General features: G+C 30.4%; 24 protein-coding genes and 2 tRNA genes. 15 read left to right on the top strand and 11 right to left on the bottom strand.

All coding sequences use genetic code 11. From position 1 onward, the window contains the following. Positions 1 to 48: 48 nt before the first annotated feature. The 5 genes from N5D90_RS04460 to N5D90_RS04440 are packed head-to-tail and all read right to left on the bottom strand — an operon-like array spanning position 49 to position 5,248. The gene (locus N5D90_RS04460; protein ID WP_280061706.1) at positions 49 to 1,377 is read right to left on the bottom strand and encodes a DUF58 domain-containing protein; all 1,329 of its coding nucleotides are present in this window, start codon (positions 1,375 to 1,377) and stop codon (positions 49 to 51) included. Beyond that, positions 1,377 to 2,363 (bottom strand): MoxR family ATPase, encoded by a 987-nt coding sequence (locus N5D90_RS04455; protein WP_280061705.1) that lies wholly within the window; start codon positions 2,361 to 2,363, stop codon positions 1,377 to 1,379. The genes N5D90_RS04460 and N5D90_RS04455 overlap by 1 nt, the downstream gene beginning before the upstream one ends. Further along, entirely contained in the window at positions 2,363 to 3,607 is a 1,245-nt protein-coding gene (locus N5D90_RS04450; RefSeq protein ID WP_280061704.1) for a hypothetical protein, read from the bottom strand. Before N5D90_RS04450 ends, N5D90_RS04455 begins: the two co-directional genes overlap by 1 nt. After that, entirely contained in the window at positions 3,604 to 4,266 is a 663-nt protein-coding gene (locus N5D90_RS04445; RefSeq protein ID WP_280061702.1) for a hypothetical protein, read from the bottom strand. The genes N5D90_RS04450 and N5D90_RS04445 overlap by 4 nt, the downstream gene beginning before the upstream one ends. Then, on the bottom strand, positions 4,253 to 5,248 hold the full coding sequence (locus N5D90_RS04440) for a stage II sporulation protein M (protein WP_280061701.1): 996 nt from the start codon (positions 5,246 to 5,248) through the stop codon (positions 4,253 to 4,255). Before N5D90_RS04440 ends, N5D90_RS04445 begins: the two co-directional genes overlap by 14 nt. Before the next feature lie 29 nt (positions 5,249 to 5,277). On the opposite strand from N5D90_RS04440, the gene N5D90_RS04435 reads away from it, so the two are divergent. Beyond that, on the top strand, positions 5,278 to 6,000 hold the full coding sequence (locus N5D90_RS04435; RefSeq protein ID WP_114999751.1) for an RDD family protein: 723 nt from the start codon (positions 5,278 to 5,280) through the stop codon (positions 5,998 to 6,000). A 20-nt stretch (positions 6,001 to 6,020) separates the two neighbouring features. Continuing rightward, complete coding sequence (locus N5D90_RS04430; RefSeq protein WP_114999750.1) at positions 6,021 to 6,401, top strand: YchJ family protein; 381 nt, start codon at positions 6,021 to 6,023, stop codon at positions 6,399 to 6,401. 20 nt (positions 6,402 to 6,421) lie between these two features. On the opposite strand, the gene N5D90_RS04425 is transcribed toward N5D90_RS04430, so the two are convergent. From N5D90_RS04425 to N5D90_RS04400, 6 genes are all read right to left on the bottom strand, one after another. Beyond that, entirely contained in the window at positions 6,422 to 7,258 is an 837-nt protein-coding gene (locus N5D90_RS04425) for a tetratricopeptide repeat protein (RefSeq protein ID WP_280061700.1), read from the bottom strand. Continuing rightward, entirely contained in the window at positions 7,233 to 7,715 is a 483-nt protein-coding gene (locus N5D90_RS04420) for a hypothetical protein (protein ID WP_280061699.1), read from the bottom strand. The genes N5D90_RS04425 and N5D90_RS04420 overlap by 26 nt, the downstream gene beginning before the upstream one ends. Positions 7,716 to 7,778: 63 nt before the next feature. After that, the gene (locus N5D90_RS04415) at positions 7,779 to 8,492 is read right to left on the bottom strand and encodes a nucleotidyltransferase family protein (RefSeq protein WP_280061698.1); all 714 of its coding nucleotides are present in this window, start codon (positions 8,490 to 8,492) and stop codon (positions 7,779 to 7,781) included. Position 8,493: 1 nt separating this feature from the next. Next, positions 8,494 to 8,916, bottom strand: coding sequence for an RNase adapter RapZ (locus N5D90_RS04410; RefSeq protein ID WP_038336610.1), 423 nt, complete (start codon positions 8,914 to 8,916; stop codon positions 8,494 to 8,496). Continuing rightward, positions 8,909 to 9,946, bottom strand: a complete 1,038-nt coding sequence (locus N5D90_RS04405; RefSeq protein WP_280061697.1) for an aminoglycoside phosphotransferase family protein — start codon at positions 9,944 to 9,946, stop codon at positions 8,909 to 8,911. The genes N5D90_RS04410 and N5D90_RS04405 overlap by 8 nt, the downstream gene beginning before the upstream one ends. Continuing rightward, positions 9,933 to 10,793 (bottom strand): hypothetical protein, encoded by an 861-nt coding sequence (locus N5D90_RS04400; protein ID WP_280061696.1) that lies wholly within the window; start codon positions 10,791 to 10,793, stop codon positions 9,933 to 9,935. Before N5D90_RS04400 ends, N5D90_RS04405 begins: the two co-directional genes overlap by 14 nt. 121 nt (positions 10,794 to 10,914) lie before the next feature. Here N5D90_RS04400 and N5D90_RS04395 point away from each other — a divergent pair, with 121 nt between their 5' ends. The 13 genes from N5D90_RS04395 to N5D90_RS04335 all read left to right on the top strand — a co-directional run bounded on the left by N5D90_RS04395 (position 10,915) and on the right by N5D90_RS04335 (position 23,201). Further along, positions 10,915 to 11,379 carry a hypothetical protein gene (locus N5D90_RS04395; RefSeq protein ID WP_152606167.1) on the top strand — a complete coding sequence of 155 codons (465 nt, stop codon included), beginning with the start codon at positions 10,915 to 10,917 and terminating at the stop codon, positions 11,377 to 11,379. A 76-nt stretch (positions 11,380 to 11,455) separates the two neighbouring features. Continuing rightward, entirely contained in the window at positions 11,456 to 12,091 is a 636-nt protein-coding gene (locus N5D90_RS04390) for an NAD(P)H-dependent oxidoreductase (RefSeq protein WP_280061695.1), read from the top strand. Between the two features lie 124 nt (positions 12,092 to 12,215). After that, positions 12,216 to 12,809 (top strand): glutathione peroxidase, encoded by a 594-nt coding sequence (locus N5D90_RS04385; protein ID WP_280061694.1) that lies wholly within the window; start codon positions 12,216 to 12,218, stop codon positions 12,807 to 12,809. Positions 12,810 to 12,812: 3 nt separating this feature from the next. Further along, positions 12,813 to 13,514 (top strand): bacillithiol biosynthesis deacetylase BshB1, encoded by a 702-nt coding sequence (bshB1, locus tag N5D90_RS04380; protein ID WP_114999735.1) that lies wholly within the window; start codon positions 12,813 to 12,815, stop codon positions 13,512 to 13,514. 118 nt (positions 13,515 to 13,632) lie between these two features. Beyond that, positions 13,633 to 13,708: transfer RNA gene (locus tag N5D90_RS04375), tRNA-His, on the top strand. A 41-nt stretch (positions 13,709 to 13,749) separates the two neighbouring features. Beyond that, positions 13,750 to 13,825, top strand: a tRNA-His gene (locus N5D90_RS04370). A gap of 85 nt (positions 13,826 to 13,910) precedes the next feature. Beyond that, positions 13,911 to 14,468: a hypothetical protein gene (locus N5D90_RS04365; RefSeq protein ID WP_114999734.1), complete on the top strand. Its 558-nt coding sequence runs from the start codon at positions 13,911 to 13,913 to the stop codon at positions 14,466 to 14,468. A gap of 179 nt (positions 14,469 to 14,647) precedes the next feature. Then, complete coding sequence (locus N5D90_RS04360; RefSeq protein WP_114999732.1) at positions 14,648 to 15,862, top strand: FAD-binding oxidoreductase; 1,215 nt, start codon at positions 14,648 to 14,650, stop codon at positions 15,860 to 15,862. A 6-nt stretch (positions 15,863 to 15,868) separates the two neighbouring features. Next, positions 15,869 to 16,864 (top strand): ligase-associated DNA damage response exonuclease, encoded by a 996-nt coding sequence (locus tag N5D90_RS04355; RefSeq protein WP_280061693.1) that lies wholly within the window; start codon positions 15,869 to 15,871, stop codon positions 16,862 to 16,864. Next, positions 16,861 to 18,456 (top strand): ATP-dependent DNA ligase, encoded by a 1,596-nt coding sequence (locus N5D90_RS04350; protein WP_280061692.1) that lies wholly within the window; start codon positions 16,861 to 16,863, stop codon positions 18,454 to 18,456. The genes N5D90_RS04355 and N5D90_RS04350 overlap by 4 nt, the downstream gene beginning before the upstream one ends. Further along, a complete protein-coding gene (locus N5D90_RS04345; protein WP_280061691.1) occupies positions 18,456 to 20,888 on the top strand; it encodes a ligase-associated DNA damage response DEXH box helicase in 2,433 nt (810 codons plus the stop codon). The genes N5D90_RS04350 and N5D90_RS04345 overlap by 1 nt, the downstream gene beginning before the upstream one ends. After that, complete coding sequence (gene pdeM / locus N5D90_RS04340) at positions 20,881 to 21,531, top strand: ligase-associated DNA damage response endonuclease PdeM (RefSeq protein ID WP_280061690.1); 651 nt, start codon at positions 20,881 to 20,883, stop codon at positions 21,529 to 21,531. The genes N5D90_RS04345 and pdeM overlap by 8 nt, the downstream gene beginning before the upstream one ends. A gap of 26 nt (positions 21,532 to 21,557) precedes the next feature. After that, on the top strand, positions 21,558 to 23,201 hold the full coding sequence (locus N5D90_RS04335) for a dipeptidyl-peptidase 3 family protein (RefSeq protein WP_280061689.1): 1,644 nt from the start codon (positions 21,558 to 21,560) through the stop codon (positions 23,199 to 23,201). Positions 23,202 to 23,224: the final 23 nt, after the last annotated feature.

The following is a 23,224-nucleotide window of genomic DNA, read 5'->3' as shown; positions in this document are numbered from 1 at the left end:
CAATAATTGTGCTTTTTTTTCTAAATAATTGGTTAAATAAATCTTTTTTTAAAATAAACCTCGCGCTTTTATCTCTAAATATTTATTGATTAAGTTAATAGACAATTCTTGTGGTTCGCAATAAATGGTTAAAATCCCAAATTGATGCAAACGATTTATGATTAATTCTTTGTCGTAATTAAACTTTTCGGCAATTGTTTGATCATAAATGTCAGTTGTAGTCTTTGCTTTCTGATAATTTAATTTCTTCAATTCTGAATTTTTAAAAAGAATCAAAACGACAACATGCGATTTTTTAATCAATTTCAGATAAGGTAATTGACGTTCCAAACCATCAATCGTTTCAAAATTGGTATAAATAAATAAAAGCGATCGTTGCGTTAATTTTCGTTTGATATAGGCATACAATTGCCCAAAATCACTTTCCAAAAAATCAGTTTGTACATTGTATAATTTCTCCAAAATCAATTGCATTTGATGATTTTTTCTGTCAGCAACAACGTGATCTTGAATTCTTTTATTAAATGTAATTAAACCTGCTTTTTCATTTTTTTGAAGTGAAATATTTGCGACAACTAAACTCGAATTGATCGAGTAATCCAACAATTTTAAACCATCGAAAGGCATTCGCATCGTTCTTCCCAAATCAATTAACGAATAAACAGGCTGCGATTTTTCTTCCTGAAATTGATTGACCATCAATCGATTTGCTTTCGCTGTTGCTTTCCAATTGATTAAACGATATTCGTCACCAATCGTATAATTTTTTATATTTTCAAATTCTGTATTTGTTCCAATTTTTCGAATCCTTTTCATTCCAAATTGATTCTGTAACTGAGCGGTAGAATACAATTGAAATTGTTTTAATTGCAAATAAGAAGGATAGCACGCAATTGAAATAGGTTCGTTTATTTTGATTTTTTTCTCAATCAATCCAAAAACAGAAATAAATACATTTGTTAATCCAAATTTATACGAACCGCGCTCTGTTGGTCGAATTTTGAAATCAAATTTAGTATTTTGACCACTTTTAAATCGTTTTCTAAACTGAAAATCTCTTAATTGTAATTGAACAGGAAATTCTTCTATAATCCTTACATTCAGCGGAAATTGATAATGATTTGTTACGAAAAGTTCCAATTCATTTTCATCACCATTTGATAATCGTTCTGGATAATTTCGAATAACTTCAATGGAAGTTTTAGGAATATAAATCAAAAATATTTCGACAATAACACTAACGATAAATACAAGTGTCAAAATCTTTGCAATAATGTAAATAGAAGGTAGAAAAAATGCGATCACATAACAAAATGCAATCAATAATCCCGCATAAAAAAAGCGATTGGTAAGAAATAAGCTTCTGAAAAATTTCATTAACGAGGAATTTCTACGCGATCAATAATTTGCTGAATAATATGTTGTGTTGTAAAACCTTCCATCTCTTTTTCTGGAACCATCACAACGCGGTGTCCCAAAATTGTATGCGCAATTTGTTTGATATCTTCTGGAATCACAAAATCGCGTCTATTCACGGCTGCATTAGATTTTGCTGCATCTAAAATCGCGATAGAAGCACGTGGCGATGCGCCCATATATAAGGTTTGATCGATTCTGGTTTGATGAACAATTGTCGCAATATATGTAATTAGAGCTTCATGCACGAAAACCGATTTTATGCGATCTTGGAACTCAATAATTTCATTTCCTGAAATTACTTTTTCTACCAACGATTCTTTGTCGATATTTTTGCTTTCTTGTTGTTCTTTCAATAACTCAATCTCACTTTCTAACGAAGGATATTTGACATAAATCTTGAACATAAAACGATCCAATTGTGCTTCTGGTAAGCGATAAGTTCCTTCTTGTTCGATTGGATTTTGAGTTGCAAAAACCAAAAAAGGAGTTTGCAAAGGATAAGTTGTTCCATCAACTGTTACTTGTCTTTCTGACATCGATTCGAATAAAGCCGCTTGAGTTTTTGCAGGCGAACGGTTAATCTCATCAATCAAAATAATATTCGAAAAAATTGGTCCTTTTTTGAACTCAAATTCATTGATTTTAGAATTTAGAATAGACGTTCCAATCACATCAGAAGGCATTAAATCTGGTGTAAACTGAATTCTACTAAAACCAGAATCTATCGTTTTTGCCAACAATTTTGCCATCATTGTTTTAGCAACTCCAGGCAAACCTTCAATCAGAGAATGACCGTTAGAAAGCAAAGCCAAAATCAATTGATCGATAATATCATCTTGTCCGACAATTACCTTTTTCAATTCATTTTTTACCGCTTGCATTTTATGTTGTACATCCGAAAAATCGACTCTATTTTCGAATGGTTGATATGTATTTTCGCTCATTAGATATTTGCTTTTTGTTTATAGTTTTCGATGATTTGATACACAGTTTTCAAATCGTGTTCATTTGGTTGATTTTTTTGATAAATATTTTTAAGAATCGTGAATTTTTCAAGACATTCTTCTTGGCTCAAATTTGCTTTTTGCGCAACAATTTCAATGAATTGTTTATTCGTAATATCGTCTGTTTCGATTAAAAATGTTTTTCTCAATTTGTATAAAAAATAATCGATTTTCTTTGAAACAATGTCTTTTACTTCGCCATTTTCTTGGTATAAAGAAGAAATTGTTTTGGCAAATTCGACGGTATGATTTTCTTCTTTGGTATAAATTGGAATGATGCGTTGTTCGCGTTTACTTCTAAAAATTAAAAAGAAGAAAAGTAAAACCAATAGCGTTATCCAAGCAGCTTTTAGAGCTGGTTCTCCCATTATGAAACGCATCATTGACGAACTTCCTGCATAAGTTTTCGAGCTATTGTACCAAAAAATAGTTTTCCCTTTTAATGGTTCTAAAACTGATTTAGCATAGAAATAACTTTCTTCATTTAATAAATAATAATTCGTAAAATAAAGCGGTTCTGCGTGATACAAATAATAACCTTTATAATCTTTTGGTTTGATTTTTAAATAATTTGGATAAGCTTTATCTTTATAAGTAATTGTTCCAAGAATTTCAGAATCACTTGTGATCTCGCTAAAATAGTGATGTTCGATTTCTTTTTTCTTCTTTATTTTAAAAGATTTATTTGTTCTAAGCTCGAAATTATCATTAATATTTATAGTCTGATTGTACAACATATTCTCTTCAGATTCCGTAGAATCAGTGGTTGGAGTATCTGTAGAATACGTTTCGTCGTTAATGTCTTCTTTTCCATTTGTATCATCACCAAAATTGTCATAATAATCTGCAATCATTACAATTCCACCATTTTCGGCAATTTTGCTCAATAAATTTTTAGAAACTGTATCAAAATAAATCTCAGAACCAAGCACAACAACTGCATAATCTTTTGCTTTTTTAGGATCAATTTTTAATTCAGAAAGTTTTTCCAAATCTTTCATTTTTCCATTGGATAAATTCCCAAGTTCTTCGTGCATAATAAATAATCCGTAAGGATCTTTACTATTTTGATAAAGGCTAACATCCCATGATTTAGGAAGTTTATAACGAAGTTTTGAGAAAGAAAATACAAAAATTCCGACCAATAAAACCGCGCCTAATAGAATACCTAATTTCTTTTTCATGAGGCTAAATATTGATTAAACTGATTGAAATTTGTCTTGAATTCGTGGTATTTATTTGCATCAATTTTAAATTCTCCAAACCAAACTTGATTAAAAATTTTAGTATTTTGATTGAATAAAATTTTTGATTTTTCGTCTTTTATTTGATTGATAAATTGCTGATTTGTTTTCTTCGGATCCCATTCAATCCAACCTTTTTTATCTAAATTTTGTAGATTTTGATAATGCAAATAACGAATTGCTAAAGCAAAATTTTGTTCTGTTTCTGCTTTATTGATTAATGAATTCAAATTAACTTCTGCCAAATTTTCTTCGATAAAATCAAAGTCAGATTCATCATATAATTTTTTCGAATTTCGTTTAAGAATTCCACCATTTTTGTAAATACGTGTGGCAAGAAAAATTAAAAATAATCCAATCACAAAATAGAAAATGATTTCCCAAGGTAAATAAGAAAGAAATCTAAAAATACCTTCGATTAGTTTTGAGAAAAAGCCTGGTTCGAATTCTTTTTTAGGTTTTGGAACATCTTCGTAATTAAATTCTTTTCCAGCATATTTTTCTTTGAATGCTTTAAATTCTGCTGTTTTTTCTTGTGCAAAAACAACGAATTGAATCAATAATAATGTAAATGTAAAAAATAGTCTAAATTGTTTCATTCGATTTTAAAGTTTGATTGAATGAAAAAGTTTTTTGTCTATTTTTTTGAATCGGATAAATGATATAATACCAAACAATTAAGATTAATGAAAGGATTATAACCGATAAACTCAATACAATATTTACATCATATAAACGCGTAATAAAACCTTCGATAAATCCAGCTATAATAAACATTGGAACAGTGCTTAATAAAATCATTACTGCTTCTTTTGCTTTGATTATGAGTGATTTTTTTCGCGATAAAGTTTTCGGGAACATAAAGCCATTTCCTAACATCAAACCGCAAGCTCCTGCAATAATAATCACCGAAATTTCGATTGTTCCATGCATCCAAATTGCTGACATCGCCTTTCCCAAAACACCTTCTTTGAAAAAAATATAATGAAATGCACCTAACATAATCCCGTTCGAAAATAAAATATATCCTGATCCAATACTGAAAAATAAGCCCAATGTAAAAGCCAAAAACGCAACTCGAATATTATTGATTGTAATCGCTAATGTACTTCCTGTCTGGCTTCCTGATTTGTAAATTGCCGCAGGATCACCTTTTTTGATATTCATTAACGTTTCGTCTACATATTGATTTCCTAAAATTAATCGTGTGAAATCTGGATCGAAATGCGATGATAAAACGCCAATTAAAACCGCTAAAGCAAAAATTAGGAATGAATACAACAACATTTTGTGATTTTTGTAGACTACATTTGGCACATCTTCTTTGAAAAACTGTACAAATTGATTTCCAGAAGTTCGTTGATCTTTGTAAATTGACTGATGCGCAAATAAAGCCAACTCGTTCAAATAATCTTTTGTCTTACTTTTTGGGTAATAAGTTTGAGCAAACGCCAAATCATTTGTAATTTCGATGTAGTTTTTTGCTAAAATATCTGGATGAACATCAATTTTATTTTTCAAATTATGTTCAATATCAGACCATTTCGCCTTATTTTTATCAATAAAATGCGCTTCTCTCATAGTAGAGTAGTTGTTAGTGAACCAAATATATGAATAAACTTTTAGTCAATACACCACAAAACGTGCAAATTGCTTATAATATTGCGCCACTCGGAAAACGTTTACTGGCTTATATTATTGATATGATTATCCGGATCGTATTAGTTTACGGCATGTCTTATTTTTCGGAGTTTATTCCGAATAGAGACGAATGGTTTCGAATGGGAATTTATAGTATAATAGGTTTTATATTTTTACTTTATCCATTGATTTTAGAGATTTTGATGAAAGGGCAAACTGTTGGAAAATGGATTATGAAGATTCGTGTAATACGAATGGATGGAAACCGTGCCAATAATTTCGATTATTTCTTACGTTGGGTGATTGGTATTGTAGAATTGTTTTTATTTACTGGACTTATTGCTTTGATTACAATGATTATCAATAAAAATGGTCAACGTTTAGGTGATATTGTTGCGAATACGTGTTTGATTGATTTGAATCCGAAATTAGATTTATCACAAACCATTTTTGCTGAAGTTTCTGAAACTTATAAAATTCGTTTTCCCGAAGTTTATCGCTTGTCTGATCGTGATATTAACATTGTAAAAGAAAATTTTACGTCAGCATTGCACAATAATAATTATGATATTTTACTAAAATTAACGCGAAAACTAGAAGAAATAATGGAGGTAAAAAGTGATGGTTTAGGAAATATTGATTTTATTCAAGTGGTGATTCAAGATCATTATCATTACCACAAAGACAAGTAAATAGTATCTTTGCAAAAAATATGAATAAAATGAATTGTCCTTGTTGTTCTGGAAAAGAATATGAAAATTGTTGCGAACTTTTTCATTTGAATAAAGAATTGCCAAAAACTACCGAAGAGTTGATGCGTTCTCGTTATGCTGCTTTTGCAATGGTTTTGCCTGAATATTTAGTTGATACAACACATTCTTCTACACAAAAAGATAATGATTTTAGCGATATCGAAGATTGGGCAAAATCGAATAAATGGTTGAAGTTAGAAATTGTTTTTGCAAAAGCTAATAAAGTTCGATTTAGAGCTTATTACCAAGACAAACAAGGTGAGATCTACGAACATGACGAACTTTCTACATTTGTGCAAGAGAATGGCAAATGGTTTTATGTAGATGGAGAGTTTTATTGATTTTTTTTGAGTAATTACATTTACAATTCCTTCAATTTATCCTGAATTTCTGTATCATAAATTTCTAAAAATACTTCATCATAAGCATCTTGATTTTTATAATTATTTCTGATTAAATCTAAACTTTTATTATAATTTACTTTAGCTGAATCTTTTTGATTGATAAGTCTATATGTTTCGGCTTTATAATAATAGGCTTCCGCAATATTTTTATCCAAACCGATTGTTTTGTTGTAAAAATCTAAAGCTTTTGGATAATTTTTTCGATCCGCTTCAATTTTTCCACGATAAGTGTACATTCTTGGATAAATATTATCGGGATTTTTTTCGGACGCAATAAATTTATCATAATAAACAATCGCGGAATCATAATTTCCTAAACCTTGATAACAAATTCCCATTTGAAAATAAATATTCTCGCCCCAAGGATATTCCACAACGTTTGACAATTTATCTAATCGATGAAAATCTTTTAAGGCATTTTCGTAATCTTTTAGTTTTGTATATTTAATCCAACCTGTATAACCTAAATGATCTGTAGCATTTAAAGAATTTGCTTTATTTAAACGACGCATTCCTTCTTCAAAATCTCCATTTTTATTATAAGCAACTGAAGATTCCCACCAAAATTTAGAATTCTTAGGTTCTGATTTTAATAAACGATCAAACATAAATTCAGAATAAAAAGAGCCTTGTGTGTCACCAGCAAATACAAACAATTTATTGTTAGAAGAAAATAAGAGTTTGTTAATGTAAAAAACACTTATACAAAAGATTGGAATAGAAATAAATAATTTCAATGTTCCCCAAATAATTCGCCACGTTTTTGACTTAAAAAATGTCTTCAACTTTTCCATTCTTTAATTTTATTTGAATTTGATAATACGAATCTACATTTTTCCCGTTCCAATCATTTAATTGCTGAACAATAGCAACAATTTTCTTTTGCAAATCGTCAGAAATTTCAACCTTTTTATAATTTTGGTCAACTGCTTTAATTCTGAAATAGCCAATTTCATTTTTACAATTAATCACAAAACGTACATTTATATTTCCAGAAAAATTAGGGAAGTTTAATTGATGAATTGGTTCAGAAATTACTTTACGAATTCCATAACGTTCAGTTTTATAGCCGAAACCATCATTATAATATTCATAAATAGTAGAAGAACAAGGCTCAAATGAAGTTCCTTGATCGATGATTTCTTTTTTATCAATTTTCCCAACTTTAGTTTTGAAAGAAAAGTAAATTATTGAAGTGAGAATTATCACTACAACAATAGTTAAATAGACAAAATAATTGATGTATTTCATTAGTTCTAAGATATATAAACTTTTTGCATAAAAAAACTCAATTCGATGAATTGAGTTTTTGATTTATTTAAAATAGTTTTCAGCTTCTAATACACTTTCTGGTCGACCAACATCTATTAAAATTCCGCCAGAATGGTCAAAACCAATGATAGATTCAGTTTGCATTAAATCCATATAGACTTTCATGATTGAAAATTTACCTTTCTCCGTAATTTTATCAAAAAGAGAAGGAGAAATAACATGAATTCCGCTAAAAGCCAAATCTTTGCAATTGTCTAAAAAATCTATAGCTTTTATTTCTTCTTCGGTTTTCAGATTTCGCCAACCTTTCAATTCATTTTGCTTATTAAAAAATAGTTTGCGAGACGAATTTCTATCCGAAACTGCCAACGTTACCAATGCTTTATTTTCTTGATGTGCTTTGATAAAATCAGCAAGGTTTAGATCTGTTAAAATGTCTACATTCATCACCAAAAAATCTTCCTCAAAATTAGCTTTTGCTTTAACCAAACCGCCACCAGTTTCAAGAACTTGATCCGTTTCATCAGAAATAGTAATCTCAATTCCGAAATAATTATTTTCTTCTAAAAACTCAATGATTTGATCTGCAAAATGATGCACGTTAATCACGATTTCTTCAATGCCAAAAGATTTCAAATATTCGATATTTCGCTGCAAAAGAGGTTTTCCATTTACAACGGCTAAAGCTTTGGGATGATTGTCAGTAAATGGTTTTAAACGAGTCCCAAGACCCGCTGCAAAAATCATTGCTTTCATATTAATACGCCTCGTTTATCCAATTTTTTTCTTCTTGCACAACATGATGTAATGTAACTTGCGCTTCTGGAAATTTCTCTTGAATATGTTTTGCAGTCGCATCAGCAGAATAAACCGAACGATGTTGCCCACCTGTACAACCAAAATTGATTTCTAAATTCTCAAAATCACGTTGCAAATAATCTTCAATTGAAATGTCAATAATTTGAAAAACGCCTTCTAAAAAAACTGCAATTTTAGTTTCTGTTTCTAAGTATTTTTTCACGTCTTCGTCGCGCCCTGTTTGCGTTTTATATTCTTTGATACGCCCTGGATTTAAGATTCCGCGACAATCAAAAACAAAACCTCCACCATTTCCAGTAGGATCGGTTGGAATTCCTTTTTTGTATGAAAAACTACGAACGTTGATATTTAATTTAGCCATTTATTTTATGATTTATGCGTTCTAACGTTTCTGGTAGAACAAGGATTTTTATAATATGTTTTAATTCTGGATAATTTTGTAATATAGGATAATCGATTATTGATTCTAAGTTTTTAAGCCCAAACGAAATACTTTCTAAAAAATGCTTTTTTCGTTCGATAATTCCTCTCAACCCATAGGTTCCTAAAACTTGTAAAAGTCGAGCAACTACGCAATATTCGTATGATTGACGAAAATCTATCGGAACCAAAGTTGGGATTTGTTTGGTTAATTCTTGGTAATAAAATTCGTACAATTCCTTCTTAAATTCAAATGGTAAATTGGCTTTTGCTTGCCAAATTAACGAAACCAAATCATAGACAACAGGTCCATACAAACCGCCTTGATAATCGATGAAATAAGGTTCGTTTTGATGAATCATAATGTTGCGCGTTTGGAAATCTCTGAACACAAAACCTTGTGGCGAAAGTTTATCAAATTGAGACGCAAAACGATCAAAATCTTTGATTAATTTTCCTGCATTGTAATCAATTCCTAAGACATCTAAAAAGTAAAAATTAAACTGAAATAAATCTCTTAAAACTAATGTTTTATCTAATTTTGGATATGAAAAAGTATGATTAAAATCGATTTTATTAGCACCTTGAATTTGAGCAATTGCTAATTTTTCTAAAGTCTTAAAATAATAAGGTTTTGCTTTTTCGAAATCATTCAAGACAACATTCATCAATGTTTCGTCGCCTAAATCTGTTTGAACATAGGTTGTGAAATCTTCTGAAACTGAAACAATTTCTGGAATATTATTGATGACTTTTTTTAAATCTAATGAAAACTGAATAAACACTTTATTTTCTTCGATATTAGAGCTTTCCGCTAAAATATACGATTGATTTTGATCAAAAAATCTCGAATAAACTCGAGCCGAACCTCCTCCTGAAAGTTGAGTTAAACTTTCAATTGCTTTTTGAGTAAAGTTTTCTTGCAGAAATTGAGCTGTAGTATCGTTCATCAGAATATTAATTATATCCATATTTAAAAGACATTAAATAAGATCTTTCAACAGCTGTATTATCAATTAATTTAGCAGGAACACTATTACTTTCAATATCTTTTCGAATTTTATTGAATTGTTCAATTAAATATTTTTCAAAAACCTTATTTCCTTCTTGAACATTTTCGATTTTAATTATTTTACCTTTTTCATCCAATGTAAAATAAACATGGGCATAAGCTTTATCTATATTATTTTTTTTAGCTAAAGGAGCAAAATCAGCATTAAAAGTATTTTCTATTTTTTTATAGACATATGAATAAAACTTCTTTGTTTCATCCTCATTCTTATAATTGTTAAGATCTAAATATTTATAATGTATATTTTTATATCCAAAATAAACATCATTATTTAGAGTTTTTATTCCAATTGTTAGAGGAATTTTGCTTAGAATATCTTTATTATCAAAATCTATTGCAGGAATAACATTTTCATAATTTTTTAAAACATGATTTTTTAAACCTACTAAATAAACATCTGTTTTACTTTTAAATGAATTAATTAAATTTTGATTAAAGCCACTATATTCTTTAAATTGTAAATCCAGATTTCCATTTTCATTATAAATCATTTCAAATCTAGCTTCAAAATATGTATTTCTATTAGATTTTATTGAGTCATAATTTATTGAATTTTTATTACTAAAATAAGCGTCAAAATCATTAGTAAAAACTGTATCTAAACATTTAATATTTTCATTTTTATTTGAAATATTTTTACAAGATTCTACTTTTATAATATTCTTAGGTGATTTAAAATATTTGTATAAATCTTGAGCATTTGATATTTGGCTTATAATGAGAAAAATAAAAAAGAAGTGTTTCATTATATAGTATATAAAAAATTAATTTTTGCGAAAGTTACGCATATCAAAAATGATTTAAAAATATTTGTTTGCTGTAACTTTTTTCAAAATGCTGCATCTATTTAGTAAAACAGAAACTAATATGAAAAAAATAGCACTTATTATCGCAATGATTTCGTTACAATCATGTATTACAGTAAAAGTTAATGCAGATGTTGACTCGAATAATTTTTATAGAAAAGTGGATAATCCAAATATCAAATCGCAAGGAACTTTTTTTGACAAAGGAGTTGGAGATTCGAAATGGTCGAATTCGAATGGTGATAATTGGACAAAAGCGAAATTTGAAGATGCTTCTGGAACGAGTTATATCAAGCTAAATATCTCGAAAAGCTTAACTGCTAATTTTCATTCGAATATCAAATTAGAAGGCGAAATGATGTTTGAAATTGTCGATCAAAATAATGAAGTTGTGTTTAATCGTCAACTTACAAATTCGAAAGAAGAAAATTTTACAGTTGATTTGGCAAAAGGTGATTATCAAGTTCGTTGGAATTCTACGAATGCAACTGGAAGTTATTTTTTGGAATGGAAACAAGATAAATAACATAAATTTTAGCATATTTTTTGGTCGATCGATTACTTTTTTGATGTATTTTTAGAAAGATTTTAAATAAGTAATTATGTCTTTAATAGATGATTTGAAATGGCGTTACGCCACAAAAAAATATGATCCGTCTTTGATTGTTGAAGAAGAAGACGTTAAAAAAATTGTTGAAGCAGCTCGTTTAGCGCCAACTTCATCAGGTTTGCAACAGTTCAGAATTTTGGTTATAAAGAACAAAGAATTGCAACAGAAAATTGTTTCAATTGCCTATGATCAGCAAGCGATTGTAGATTGTTCGCATTTATTGGTTTTTGTAGCTTGGGATCGCTACACAGAAGATCGTATTGATGCAATTTACGATTATACAACGGATGAGAGAGATTTGCCAAGAGGTCGTTTTGGTTCATATACGGATAAATTGAAAGGAATTTATTTGCCTCAAACTTCTGAAGAAAATTTTGCGCATACCGCTCGTCAAGCCTACATTGGATTAGGTTTTGCTCTTGCTCAAGCAGCAGAATTGAAAATTGATAGTACGCCAATGGAAGGTTTTGATAATGCTGAATTGGATGATTTACTTGATTTGAAAGAAAAAGGAATGCGAAGTGTTTTGATGCTTCCTTTGGGATACCGAGATAGTGAAGATTGGTTAGCGCCAATGAAAAAAGTTAGAAATCCGATGAAGGATTTTGTAACGAAATTATATGAATAACAAAAAAGCTTTCTCAGATCTGAGAAAGCTTTTTTTTTCAACAATATTTTGAGCTTTTTTATTTTAACCTACTTTAACTTACAAATCGTAACATTTTTTTTAAATTTGTTTAAAATAGTACGCAATGAAATATTTATTCATCGGATTTTTAGGGCTATTTATAGCTTGTAATGCGCAAGAAACTAAGAAAGTTTCTAAAAAGCAAACCATTCATCAAACAACAAAAACACCTCAAAAAGTGAACAAAATTTACGATTATACATTCAAGGATATCAATGATGACGATTTTAATTTCGCTGATTTGAAAGGAAAGAAAATCTTAATTCTTAACACAGCTTCAAAATGTGGTTACACGCCTCAATATGATGCTTTAGAAAAATTGTATCAAGAATATAAAGATCAAAATTTGGTTATTATTGGATTTCCTTCAGACAATTTTGGAGGTCAAGAATTTGACAACAACGAAGAAATTGCAAGTTTTTGTAAATTAAATTATGGCGTAACTTTTCCTTTGATGTCAAAAAGTGATGTAATCGGAAAAAATCAAAATGAAATTTTCAAATTCTTAACAAAAAAATCATTGAACGGAAAATCTGACAATGATGTAAAATGGAATTTTACAAAATTTTTAATTAACGAAGACGGAACTTTAGAGGCTTCTTACCCATCAAAAGTAACTCCAGATTCAAAAGAAATAATAGATTGGTTAAATAAATAGTAAATGAAGTTAGATATTCTTGCAATTGGAGCGCATCCTGATGACGTAGAATTGGGATGTGGAGGAACACTTGCAAAAGAAATTAAAAACGGTAAAACGGTTGGTATTCTCGATTTAACAAAGGGAGAATTGGGAACTCGTGGTACCGATGAAACGCGCCGTGTAGAAGCAAATGATGCCAAAAATATTTTGGGCGTTGCTGTAAGAGAAAATCTTGGAATTCCTGATGGTTTTTTCTTGAATGATAAAGAAAATCAATTGAAAATTGTCGAAATTATTCGCAAATATCAACCTGATATTATTTTGAGTAATGCACCTCACGATCGCCATCCAGATCATGGAAAAGGTTCGGATTTAGTGAATACTGCTATTTTCTTATCAGGTTTACCAAAAATTGAAAATGGATTACCAGCTTGGCGTCCCAAAAAACACTTCCACTACATTCAATGGTTACCTTTAGAACCTCATTTTGTGGTTGATATTTCTGGTTTTGTTGATACAAAAGTAGAAGCTTGCATGGCTTATAAAACGCAATTTTTTGATCCAAATTCGAGCGAACCTCAAACGCCAATTTCATCGAAAAACTTTACTGATTCTATCCGATATCGTGCGTATGATTTAGGAAGATTAATCGGAACTGAAGGTGGAGAAGGATTTATTTCGCGAAGTTACATTGGCGTAAATAATTTAGATTCTTTAATTTAGAAATAAAGGTGTAAAAAACCTTTATTTTTTTGTCAAAATTATTTGCAAGTACCGATTAATAGGCTATATTTGCAGTCCAATTGAGAGATTAAATAAAAGTTAATTTCGCAATAAAAATGGTGATTGTAGCTCAGTAGGTTAGAGCGCCGGATTGTGGTTCCGGAGGTCGTGGGTTCGAGACCCATCATTCACCCTAGAACTTTAGAATTAGTTTTAAAAGAAATTCAAACCAAATGGTGATTGTAGCTCAGTTGGTTAGAGCGCCGGATTGTGGTTCCGGAGGTCGTGGGTTCGAGACCCATCATTCACCCAGATTAAATCTCAATTTCAGTAGAAATTGAGATTTTTTTTATTTAATAATTTAATGTTATTTTTATTAAAATCTTAATAATTTACATGATATTATTCTCTATTTTATTATTAATAGTAGTTCCTGTACTCTTTTTTATCTATTATGCAATTGAAGATTATAGAGATGGAAATAAAGAGAAACTATACATTTTTCTAATTCTTTCTTCTCTATTATTAATATTTATATTATTCTTATATAATGTAGATGATAGTCCTAAAGACGGAGATAACACTGAACTTACAACATCATTTTCTCCAACCAAAGAAGAAATCTACAAAATACAATTTGGTAATTTTCCAGACTCTACAAATATAAAAGTATTAGAAGCTCATTATTGGGAGTCTGCACATTGGTCTTATGAATACAAAACATTTTTAAAATTAAACGTAAAAAAAGAATGGATAGATAAACAAATTGTAAAAAAACAATTAAAAATCTATTCCAAAAAAGACCCATTACCAGAACTAAACAATCCACCAAATTGGTTCACCCCTTCTAAAAATCATATAATATATTTATCAGCTCAAAGAGGTCAATCAAATTATAGAATTTATTATGACTCAATTTCAAAAGAAGTTTTATATTTTGATATGCAACTATAAATAAATGCTTATTCAAAATGAAAAAAATATAAATTTTATTATGAATATTTTTATATCAACAATTTATATTCACTAAAAATCAATTTAAAGCACTTCATAACATTCAAAATCAAATAAAAATAATAAAAATTCATATTTGGTATATTTTTTTCTATAAATAGCATTATAATTTACTAACTATGGATTTGCATTCAGGCTTACCTTTTTGGATTGTTAAAAATGAATTTTTTGATCTTTACAATCCGCTAAGAGAAAATTATAAAATAGATGTTGCTATTATAGGATCTGGAATTACAGGATCGTTGGTGGCACATGAATTATGTGAGGCAGGAATTTCTTGCGCTATTTTTGATAAACGTACTATTGGAACGGGGAGCTCGAGTGCTTCTACTGCTCAATTGCAGTATGAGATTGATACTCCTCTTTGCGATCTTGTAAAAAAAGTTCCCGAAAAAATTGCTGTAGATGCCTATTTCAATTGCTTACAATCTATAACTGATATCGAAAATATTTTAAAGAAAACAAAAGTTGACGCTGATTTTGTTCGCGTTCCAACCGTTTTTTTGGCTAGTAACAAACAAGGCGTTGAACTATTAGATCGTGAATATGAAATCAGAACCGAAGTTGGTTTACCTGTAAATTATTTAGATGCAAAACAACTAAAAGAGTATCAAAATATTGACGGGATTGCAGCTCTACAAAACGATACTTCTGCAATGATGGATGCCTACAAAGGAGCAATAAATTTATTAAAATATCATCAGAAAAAAAATGATCTCAAATTATTTACGCATACCAAAATTGAGCAAATTCAAGAAGTGAAAGACGGCTGCGAATTAATATCTGAACACAATCATCTTATAAAATGTAAATACGTTATCATAGCTACAGGTTTTGAAGCTGGACAATTCTTACCGAAAAAAGTAATGTCTCTACTTTCTACTTACGCAATTATTTCTCAACCTATTGATAAAAAAATGATTTGGCCGCATCGCAGTTTAATTTGGGAAACTGCCGAACCATATCTTTATATGCGAACAACTTTGGATAATCGTTTGATTGTTGGAGGTGAAGATGAAGAGTTTTATGATCCGATAAAAAGAGATGATTTACTTCGGAATAAAATCAAAAATTTAGAAAGAAAGTTCAAAAATTTATATCCGGATATTGAATTTATTACAGAAATGGCATGGTGCGGAACGTTTAGCTCAACTGAAGACGGATTACCATATATGGGACCGTGGAAAAAAGGAGAAAAAAAATTATTTGCACTTGGCTATGGTGGAAATGGAATTACATTCTCTATGGTTGCGGCTCAAGTTTTGCGTAACATTATTTTAGGAAAAAATGAACCTCGATTGGAAACTTTTGGCTTTGATCGTCCTCAAAAATAAACTGTAATGAAATTGCTTTCTACCAACGAAAATGGAATTTATTGTGCACAAGGCAATTTTTATATCGATCCTTGGAAGCCAGTAAAACACGCTTTGATTACGCACGCACATGCTGATCATGCACGTTGGGGAAATCAAAAATATTTATGTCACACCTATACAGAACCTATTTTACGATTACTATTGGGAGAAAATTTGAATATTCAAACCATTGATTATTATAAAGAAATAAATATTAATGGTGTGAAAGTTTCATTTCATCCAGCTGGTCATGTGATTGGATCAGCTCAAATTCGATTAGAATACAAAGGTGAAATTTGGGTGGTCACAGGTGATTATAAATTATATGATGATGGAATATCTACTCCTTACGAGCCAGTGAAATGTCATCATTTTATAACTGAATCAACATTTGGGTTGCCTATTTATCAATTCGACTCGCCTTTAAAAGTTTTTAAAGAAATCGAAGATTGGTGGAAAGAAAATCAAGCACAAGATTTAAATACAATTGTGATGTGTTATTCATTGGGTAAAGCACAATCTATTTTAAATTCTATCGATCAATCCATTGGCGATATTTATGTGCATCCAGCTGTTTATAATATTAATCTAGCTTTCGAAAAAGTTGGATTTCAATTTGATGCTCAACCAATATTTCAAGAAACTGATAAATCTTTGATTAAAAATAGTTTAATTATTTGTCCTCCTGCAACGGATGGTTCTGCTTGGCAAAAGAAATTGGGACCATCTAAAAAATCGTTTTGTAGTGGATGGATGCAAGTGCGTGGCGCTCGTCGAAGACGTGGTGTCGATAAAGGTTTTGTTTTTTCGGATCATTGTGATTTTCAAAGTTTAAATCAAGCCATTAAAAATTCAGAAGCAGAAAATATTTATGTTACGCATGGTTATGAAATTCAGTTTACCAAATGGATTAATGAAGGATTAGGTTTGAATGGTCAAGTTTTACATACATTGTTTAATGATAATGATGAGGAAGAATGAGAAAATTTGCCGAATTATTTGATGCCTTAGATAGCACAACCAAAACAAATGCTAAAGTAGAAGCTTTAACAACTTACTTTCAAGAAACTAATCAAGAAGATTTGCTATTTTCTATTGCTTTATTAATAGGATTAAAGCCTAAAAGAGCTTTTAAAACGACACACTTGCGCGAATGGTGTTCCGAACTTTCAGGAATTCCATTGTGGTTGGTAGAAGATTCTTATTACGTCGTTGGAGATCTAGCTGAAACATTAGCATTATTAATTCCTACACAACATAATCAATCTGAAAACAAATCTTTAAAAGAATATTTTCAAGAATTAACTGACGCTAAGAATTGGACAATTGAAGTACAGAAAAGTTATGTGATACATCATTGGAATAATTTAAGCGGTACTGATTTATTTATCTTCAATAAATTAATTACAGGAAATCTGCGTGTTGGCGTATCAAAAACTCTAGTCGTTCGTGCTTTAGCAAAAGTGCTTAATGAAGAAACATCAACTATTTCACATCTAATCATTGGTAAATGGAATCCATTAGAAATTACATTTGATTCTTTATTCAATCAAAATGCGATTGAATCTAAAACACACCTTCCCTACCCTTTTTATTTGGCTTATCCTGTAGAAGATTCGTTTTTCGAAACAGAAAATATTAAAGATTTTATTTTAGAGAAAAAACTAGATGGAATTCGAGGTCAAATAATCGTTCGAGATGAGCAAATTTACATTTGGTCACGTGGCGAAGATGTTTTAACGGACAAGTTTCCTGAATTTGATTTACTAAAAAATCAATTGTCAAATGGAACCGTTATCGATGGAGAGATTATTCCTTGGAAAAATGATAAGCCTTTACCTTTTAGTATAATGCAAACCAGAATTGGTCGTAAAAATGTAACAAAGAAATATTTAGAAGAAGCGCCATTGATTATGGTGTGTTATGATTTATTAGAAGATAAAGGAATTGATATTCGACAACAACCTTTACAAGAAAGAAGAAATCGTTTAATCGAAATTTTATCCGAAATCAATTCACCACTCTTATTACTTTCTGAAGAAATGCATTTATCTGATTGGCAAGAAACCTTGAAATTCCGAAATGAAGCAAGAAATTATCATGCAGAAGGCTTAATGATTAAACGATCAAATTCTCCCTATGAAGTTGGAAGAAAAAAAGGAAATTGGTACAAATGGAAGTCAGATCCTTTGAGTATTGATGCCGTATTATTATATGCACAAAGTGGTTCAGGACGACGATCTAATTTATTTACGGATTATACGTTTGCCGTTTGGGATGGTGATCAATTGGTCCCTTTTGCAAAAGCATATTCTGGATTAACAGATTTAGAAATCAATAAAGTCGATCGTTGGGTAAAACGCAATACTTTAGAAAAATTTGGTCCTGTTCGAAGTGTAAAACCTGAATTAGTTTTTGAAATTGCTTTTGAAGGTATTGCACAAAGTACACGACATAAATCTGGCGTAGCGGTTCGTTTTCCACGAATTGCTCGTTGGCGCGAAGATAAAAGTGTAAACGAAGCCAATACATTAGATGATTTGAATGACATTTTAAATAAATACGGAAATTAATGAACAGTTTTGCCGATGTTTTTTACCATAATCAGAATTGGAAACCTCATCCATTTCAGAAACAAACTTGGAAAGCCATCAAGAATGGAGAATCAGGTTTATTAAACGCACCTACGGGTTACGGTAAAACATTTGCGATTTGGTTCGGAATTTTAGATTATTATTATAACAAAAGTGTAAAAAAGAAATCTAATCGGAAAGGTTTACACACCCTTTGGATTACACCTTTGCGTGCCTTATCAAAAGAAATTTATTTGGCAACAAATCGTGTTTCAGATGAATTAGAGTTAGATTATCGAATCGAATTACGAACTGGAGATACAACGACTTCTGCTCGTCAAAAACAAATTAAAAATTCGCCCGAAGCTTTAATTACAACACCAGAAAGTGTTCATTTGTTATTAGCGACAAAGAATTGGAGAAAATTTTTCGAAAATTTAGAATTTATTGTTGTTGATGAATGGCACGACTTATTAGGTTCTAAACGTGGTGTAATGATGGAATTAGCCATTCAAACACTTCGCGAATTAAATCCAAATCTTAAAATTTGGGGAATTTCTGCAACGATTGGAAATTTAGAACAAGCCAAAGAAATTTTAATTCCACACCAAGAATCAACTTTAATTAAATCAAACATCAAAAAGAAAATAGAAGTCAAAACTATTTTTCCAGATAATGTTGAAAAATACCCATCTGCAGGTCATTTAGGAATTAGATTAATCAATAAAGTTATTCCGATTATTTTAGAACATCAATCCACATTATTGTTTACTAATACACGTTCTCAAGCAGAAATTTGGTATCAAAAATTAATTGAACATCATCCTGATTTTGCAGGACAAATTGCTTTGCATCATGGTTCTTTAAGTGATGAACTTCGATTTTGGGTAGAAGATGCTCTACACAAAGGAATTTTGAAAGCTGTAGTTTGTACTTCTAGTTTAGATTTGGGAGTAGATTTTCGTGCTGTTGATTGTGTCATTCAAATTGGTTCTGCAAAAGGAATTGCTCGATTTCTCCAACGCGCGGGACGATCAGGTCATCGACCTGGTGAAACTTCAAAAATCTATTTTCTTCCTACGCATTCTTTGGAAATTATGGAAGGATCATCCATCAAATATGCCATTCAAAATCAATTTATAGAAGAACGTATTCCCTACATAAGAAGTTTTGATTTATTGATACAATACATGATGACTTTGGCTGTTGGTGAAGGTTTGAATGTCAAATTATTGTACAATCAAATCTTACAAACACATGCTTATCAAAGTGTTTCTTATGAAGAATATATGCAATGTTTGGCTTTATTAACCCATGGAGGAAAGTCTTTAACTGCCTATGATGAGTTTCATAAATTAATTAAAGATGAAGAAGATGGATTATACAAACCGGCTTCACGAAAAATAGCAATGCAACATCGTTTATCGATCGGAGCAATTGTATCTAATCTAATGATGAAAGTTAAATTATTTAGCGGAAAATATTTAGGATCAGTAGAAGAAAGCTTCATAAGTAGATTAAAGGAAGGCGAAGCATTTTGGTTTTCTGGCAGACCTTTAGAAGTTCAACAAATAAAATACAACGAAGTTATTGTCAAACCTTCAAAAAAGAAAAAAGGAACTATTCCGTCTTGGATGGGTGGACGATTCGGAATATCGCAAAACTATGGAGAAGCAATTCGTCATATGTTTGATGAAGTGGATAAGGGAATTTCAAGAAAATATGAAGAATTACGATTTTTACATCCATTGTTTGTAGAACAAAAAAATAAATCTTATTTACCTAAAGAGAATGAATTATTGGTAGAATATATTCATACAAAACATGGCTATCATTTATTGGTTTATCCTTACGAAGGAAAATTGGTTCACGAAGGAATGGCAGCAATTATTGCATATCGAATCAGTCAAATACAACCTATGACATTTAGTATTTCGTCCAATGATTATGGATTTGAATTGTTAAGTGATCAAGAATTTCCAATCGAAGATTATTTATTTGAATTGTTTGAAGTAAAAAATCTGAGTGAAGATATTGCGCAAGGCGTTAATTTGGAAGAAATGGCAAGAAGAAAATTTAGAGATATTGCAAGTATTTCTGGCTTGATATTTAATGGTTATCCTGGTAAATCGATGAAAACAAAACATCTTCAAGCAAATGCATCTTTATTTTTTAGTGTTTTTCAGGATTATGAACCCGAGAATTTATTGTACCGACAAGCTTATGATGAAGTCTACGATTTTCAACTAGAAAGAGGTAGAATGCAACAAGCTTTTGAACGAATTGAAAGTCATGAAATAATTTTAAGAAAACCTTCAAAATTAACTCCGTTTGCATTTCCTATCTTTGCAGAATCATTCCGAGAACGTTACTCGAATGAAGATTGGGAAACAAGATTAAAAAGATTAAAAGACGATTTGACTAATGTATAATCCGTTTGAATGGAGTTATCATTCGACTAAAATTCATTTTTTACCACAAAAGTTAATGCTTTTACCAGAACACAAAACCTTGGTTATTGCAGATTGGCATTTGGGAAAAATAGAGCATTTCAGAAAAAATGGAGCATTTTTACCACAGGTTACAAGTCAAAAAGAGTATAGGTTAATTCAAGAATTAATTAATCAATTCAACTTAAAACGTATCATACTTTTAGGCGATTTATTCCATAGTGAACTAAATAACGATTGGTTTGATTTTGTCGAATTTCTTCAAATAAATTATCAAATTGAATTTATTTTAACCAAAGGCAATCATGATATTTTACCTAAAGCTTTTTACCATTTAGAAAATCTATTTGTTGTAAAATTCTATCAGATTGAAGATTTAATTTTTACACATGAAAAGTCAAAAATTGAACCTCATCAATTAAATATCATTGGTCATCATCACCCTGGAATTGCTATAAAAGGAAGAGCTAGACAATCTTATCGTTTGCCTTGTTTTTATTTAGAAAATAATATTCTAATTATGCCTGCATTTGGTGAAATGACTGGTTTGTACATTTATGAAAAAACAAATCAAAACCATATTTTTCCAATTTTAGGTCAAGAAATCATCGAATATAATCCTTAAATTTACATTACGTAAAAATTCATTTAATGAAAAAATCAATAATATTGGGATCTATTGCTTTAACATCAATATTGATGTCTTGTTCTACGCAAAAAACAGCAGCAGAAACAGCTCAAACCTCAACAGAAGTGACAAAAGAATATGCATATCAATCATACGCAAAGGTTCCGTTAACAACAGATATTTCGCATTTGACACAAAACGAAAAAGAAATTTTACGTTTAATGTTCAAGACAGCTGATATTATGGATGATTTATTTTGGCAACAAGCTTATGGAGCTAAAATAGATTTGATGGACGAAACGAAAGGTGAAGCCAAAGAATATGCAAAAATAAACTATGGTCCTTGGGATAGATTGAATAACGAAGCGCCTTTTATAAACGGTATTGGAGCAAAACCTGCTGGTGCAACTTTCTATCCTATTGATATGACGAAAGAGGAATTTGAACAAGCAAATATTAAAGATGGTAAATCGCCCTACTCTATTATTCGTCGTAATCGCGAAGGAAAATTATATTCGATTCCATACAACGAAAACTTTAAAAATCAATTATCAAAAGCCGCTGAATATTTGACAAAAGCTTCTGAATTAGCAGAAGATGCTGGACTTAAAAAATATTTAAAATTACGCGCTGCAGCTTTGATGAGCGATGATTTCTATGCAAGTGATTTAGCTTGGATGGACATGAAAAATGCAAACATTGATATGGTTGTTGGTCCGATCGAAAATTATGAAGATCAATTATTTGGATACAAAACTTCATATTCTGCATATATTTTAGTAAAAGATATTGAATGGTCGAAGAAATTGGCAAAATTTGTTCAATATTTACCAGAATTACAGAAGAATTTACCTGTTTCTGCAAACTACAAAAAAGAAGTTCCTGGAACTGATTCTGATCTTAATGCCTATGATGTTGTGTATTATGCGGGAGATTGTAACGCTGCCGGAAAAACAATTGCGATTAATTTGCCAAATGATGAAAAAGTTCAACTGGAAAAAGGAACGCGTCGTTTGCAATTAAAAAATGCTATGAAAGCAAAATTTGATAAAATTCTAGCGCCTATTGCAACTGCTTTGATTGATGAAAGCCAACGGAAAAACATCAAATTTGATGCATTCTTTTCTAATGTTATGTTTCACGAAGTGGCGCATGGTTTAGGAATCAAAAATACGGTGAATGGAAAAGGTTCTGTTCGTGATGCTTTGAAAGAAGCTAATTCTGCTTTAGAAGAAGGAAAAGCTGATATTCTTGGTTTGTATATGGTCAATCAATTATTAAAAAAAGGTGAATTGACAGGAACACAAGAAGATTATTTTGTTACTTTCTTGGCTGGAATTTTACGTTCAGTTCGTTTTGGGGCGAGTTCTGCTCATGGGCAAGCGAATATGATTGCGTTCAACTATTTTGCTGAAAATGGTGCTTTCGAAAAAACTCCAAATGGTCGTTACAAAGTAAATGTTGCTAAAATGGAAAAAGCAATGAATGGTTTATCAGAATTAATTTTGACACTTCAAGGAAATGGAGATTATGATGGTGTAAAAAAATTATATGCTGATAAAGGAATTATTCACGACGATTTACAAAAAGATTTAGATGTCTTGAAAACTAAAAATATTCCAGTTGATGTTGTTTTCGAACAAGGTCCTAAAATGTTGGGATTGTAAAAAAAATGATATTAAACAAAAAA

Origin of the sequence: Empedobacter sp. GD03797 (assembly GCF_029842105.1) — a bacterium.
Lineage (GTDB): Bacteria > Bacteroidota > Bacteroidia > Flavobacteriales > Weeksellaceae > Empedobacter > Empedobacter falsenii_C.
The sequence above is the reverse complement of the archived record's forward strand: the minus strand, read 5'-3'. Positions and strand labels throughout refer to the sequence as shown.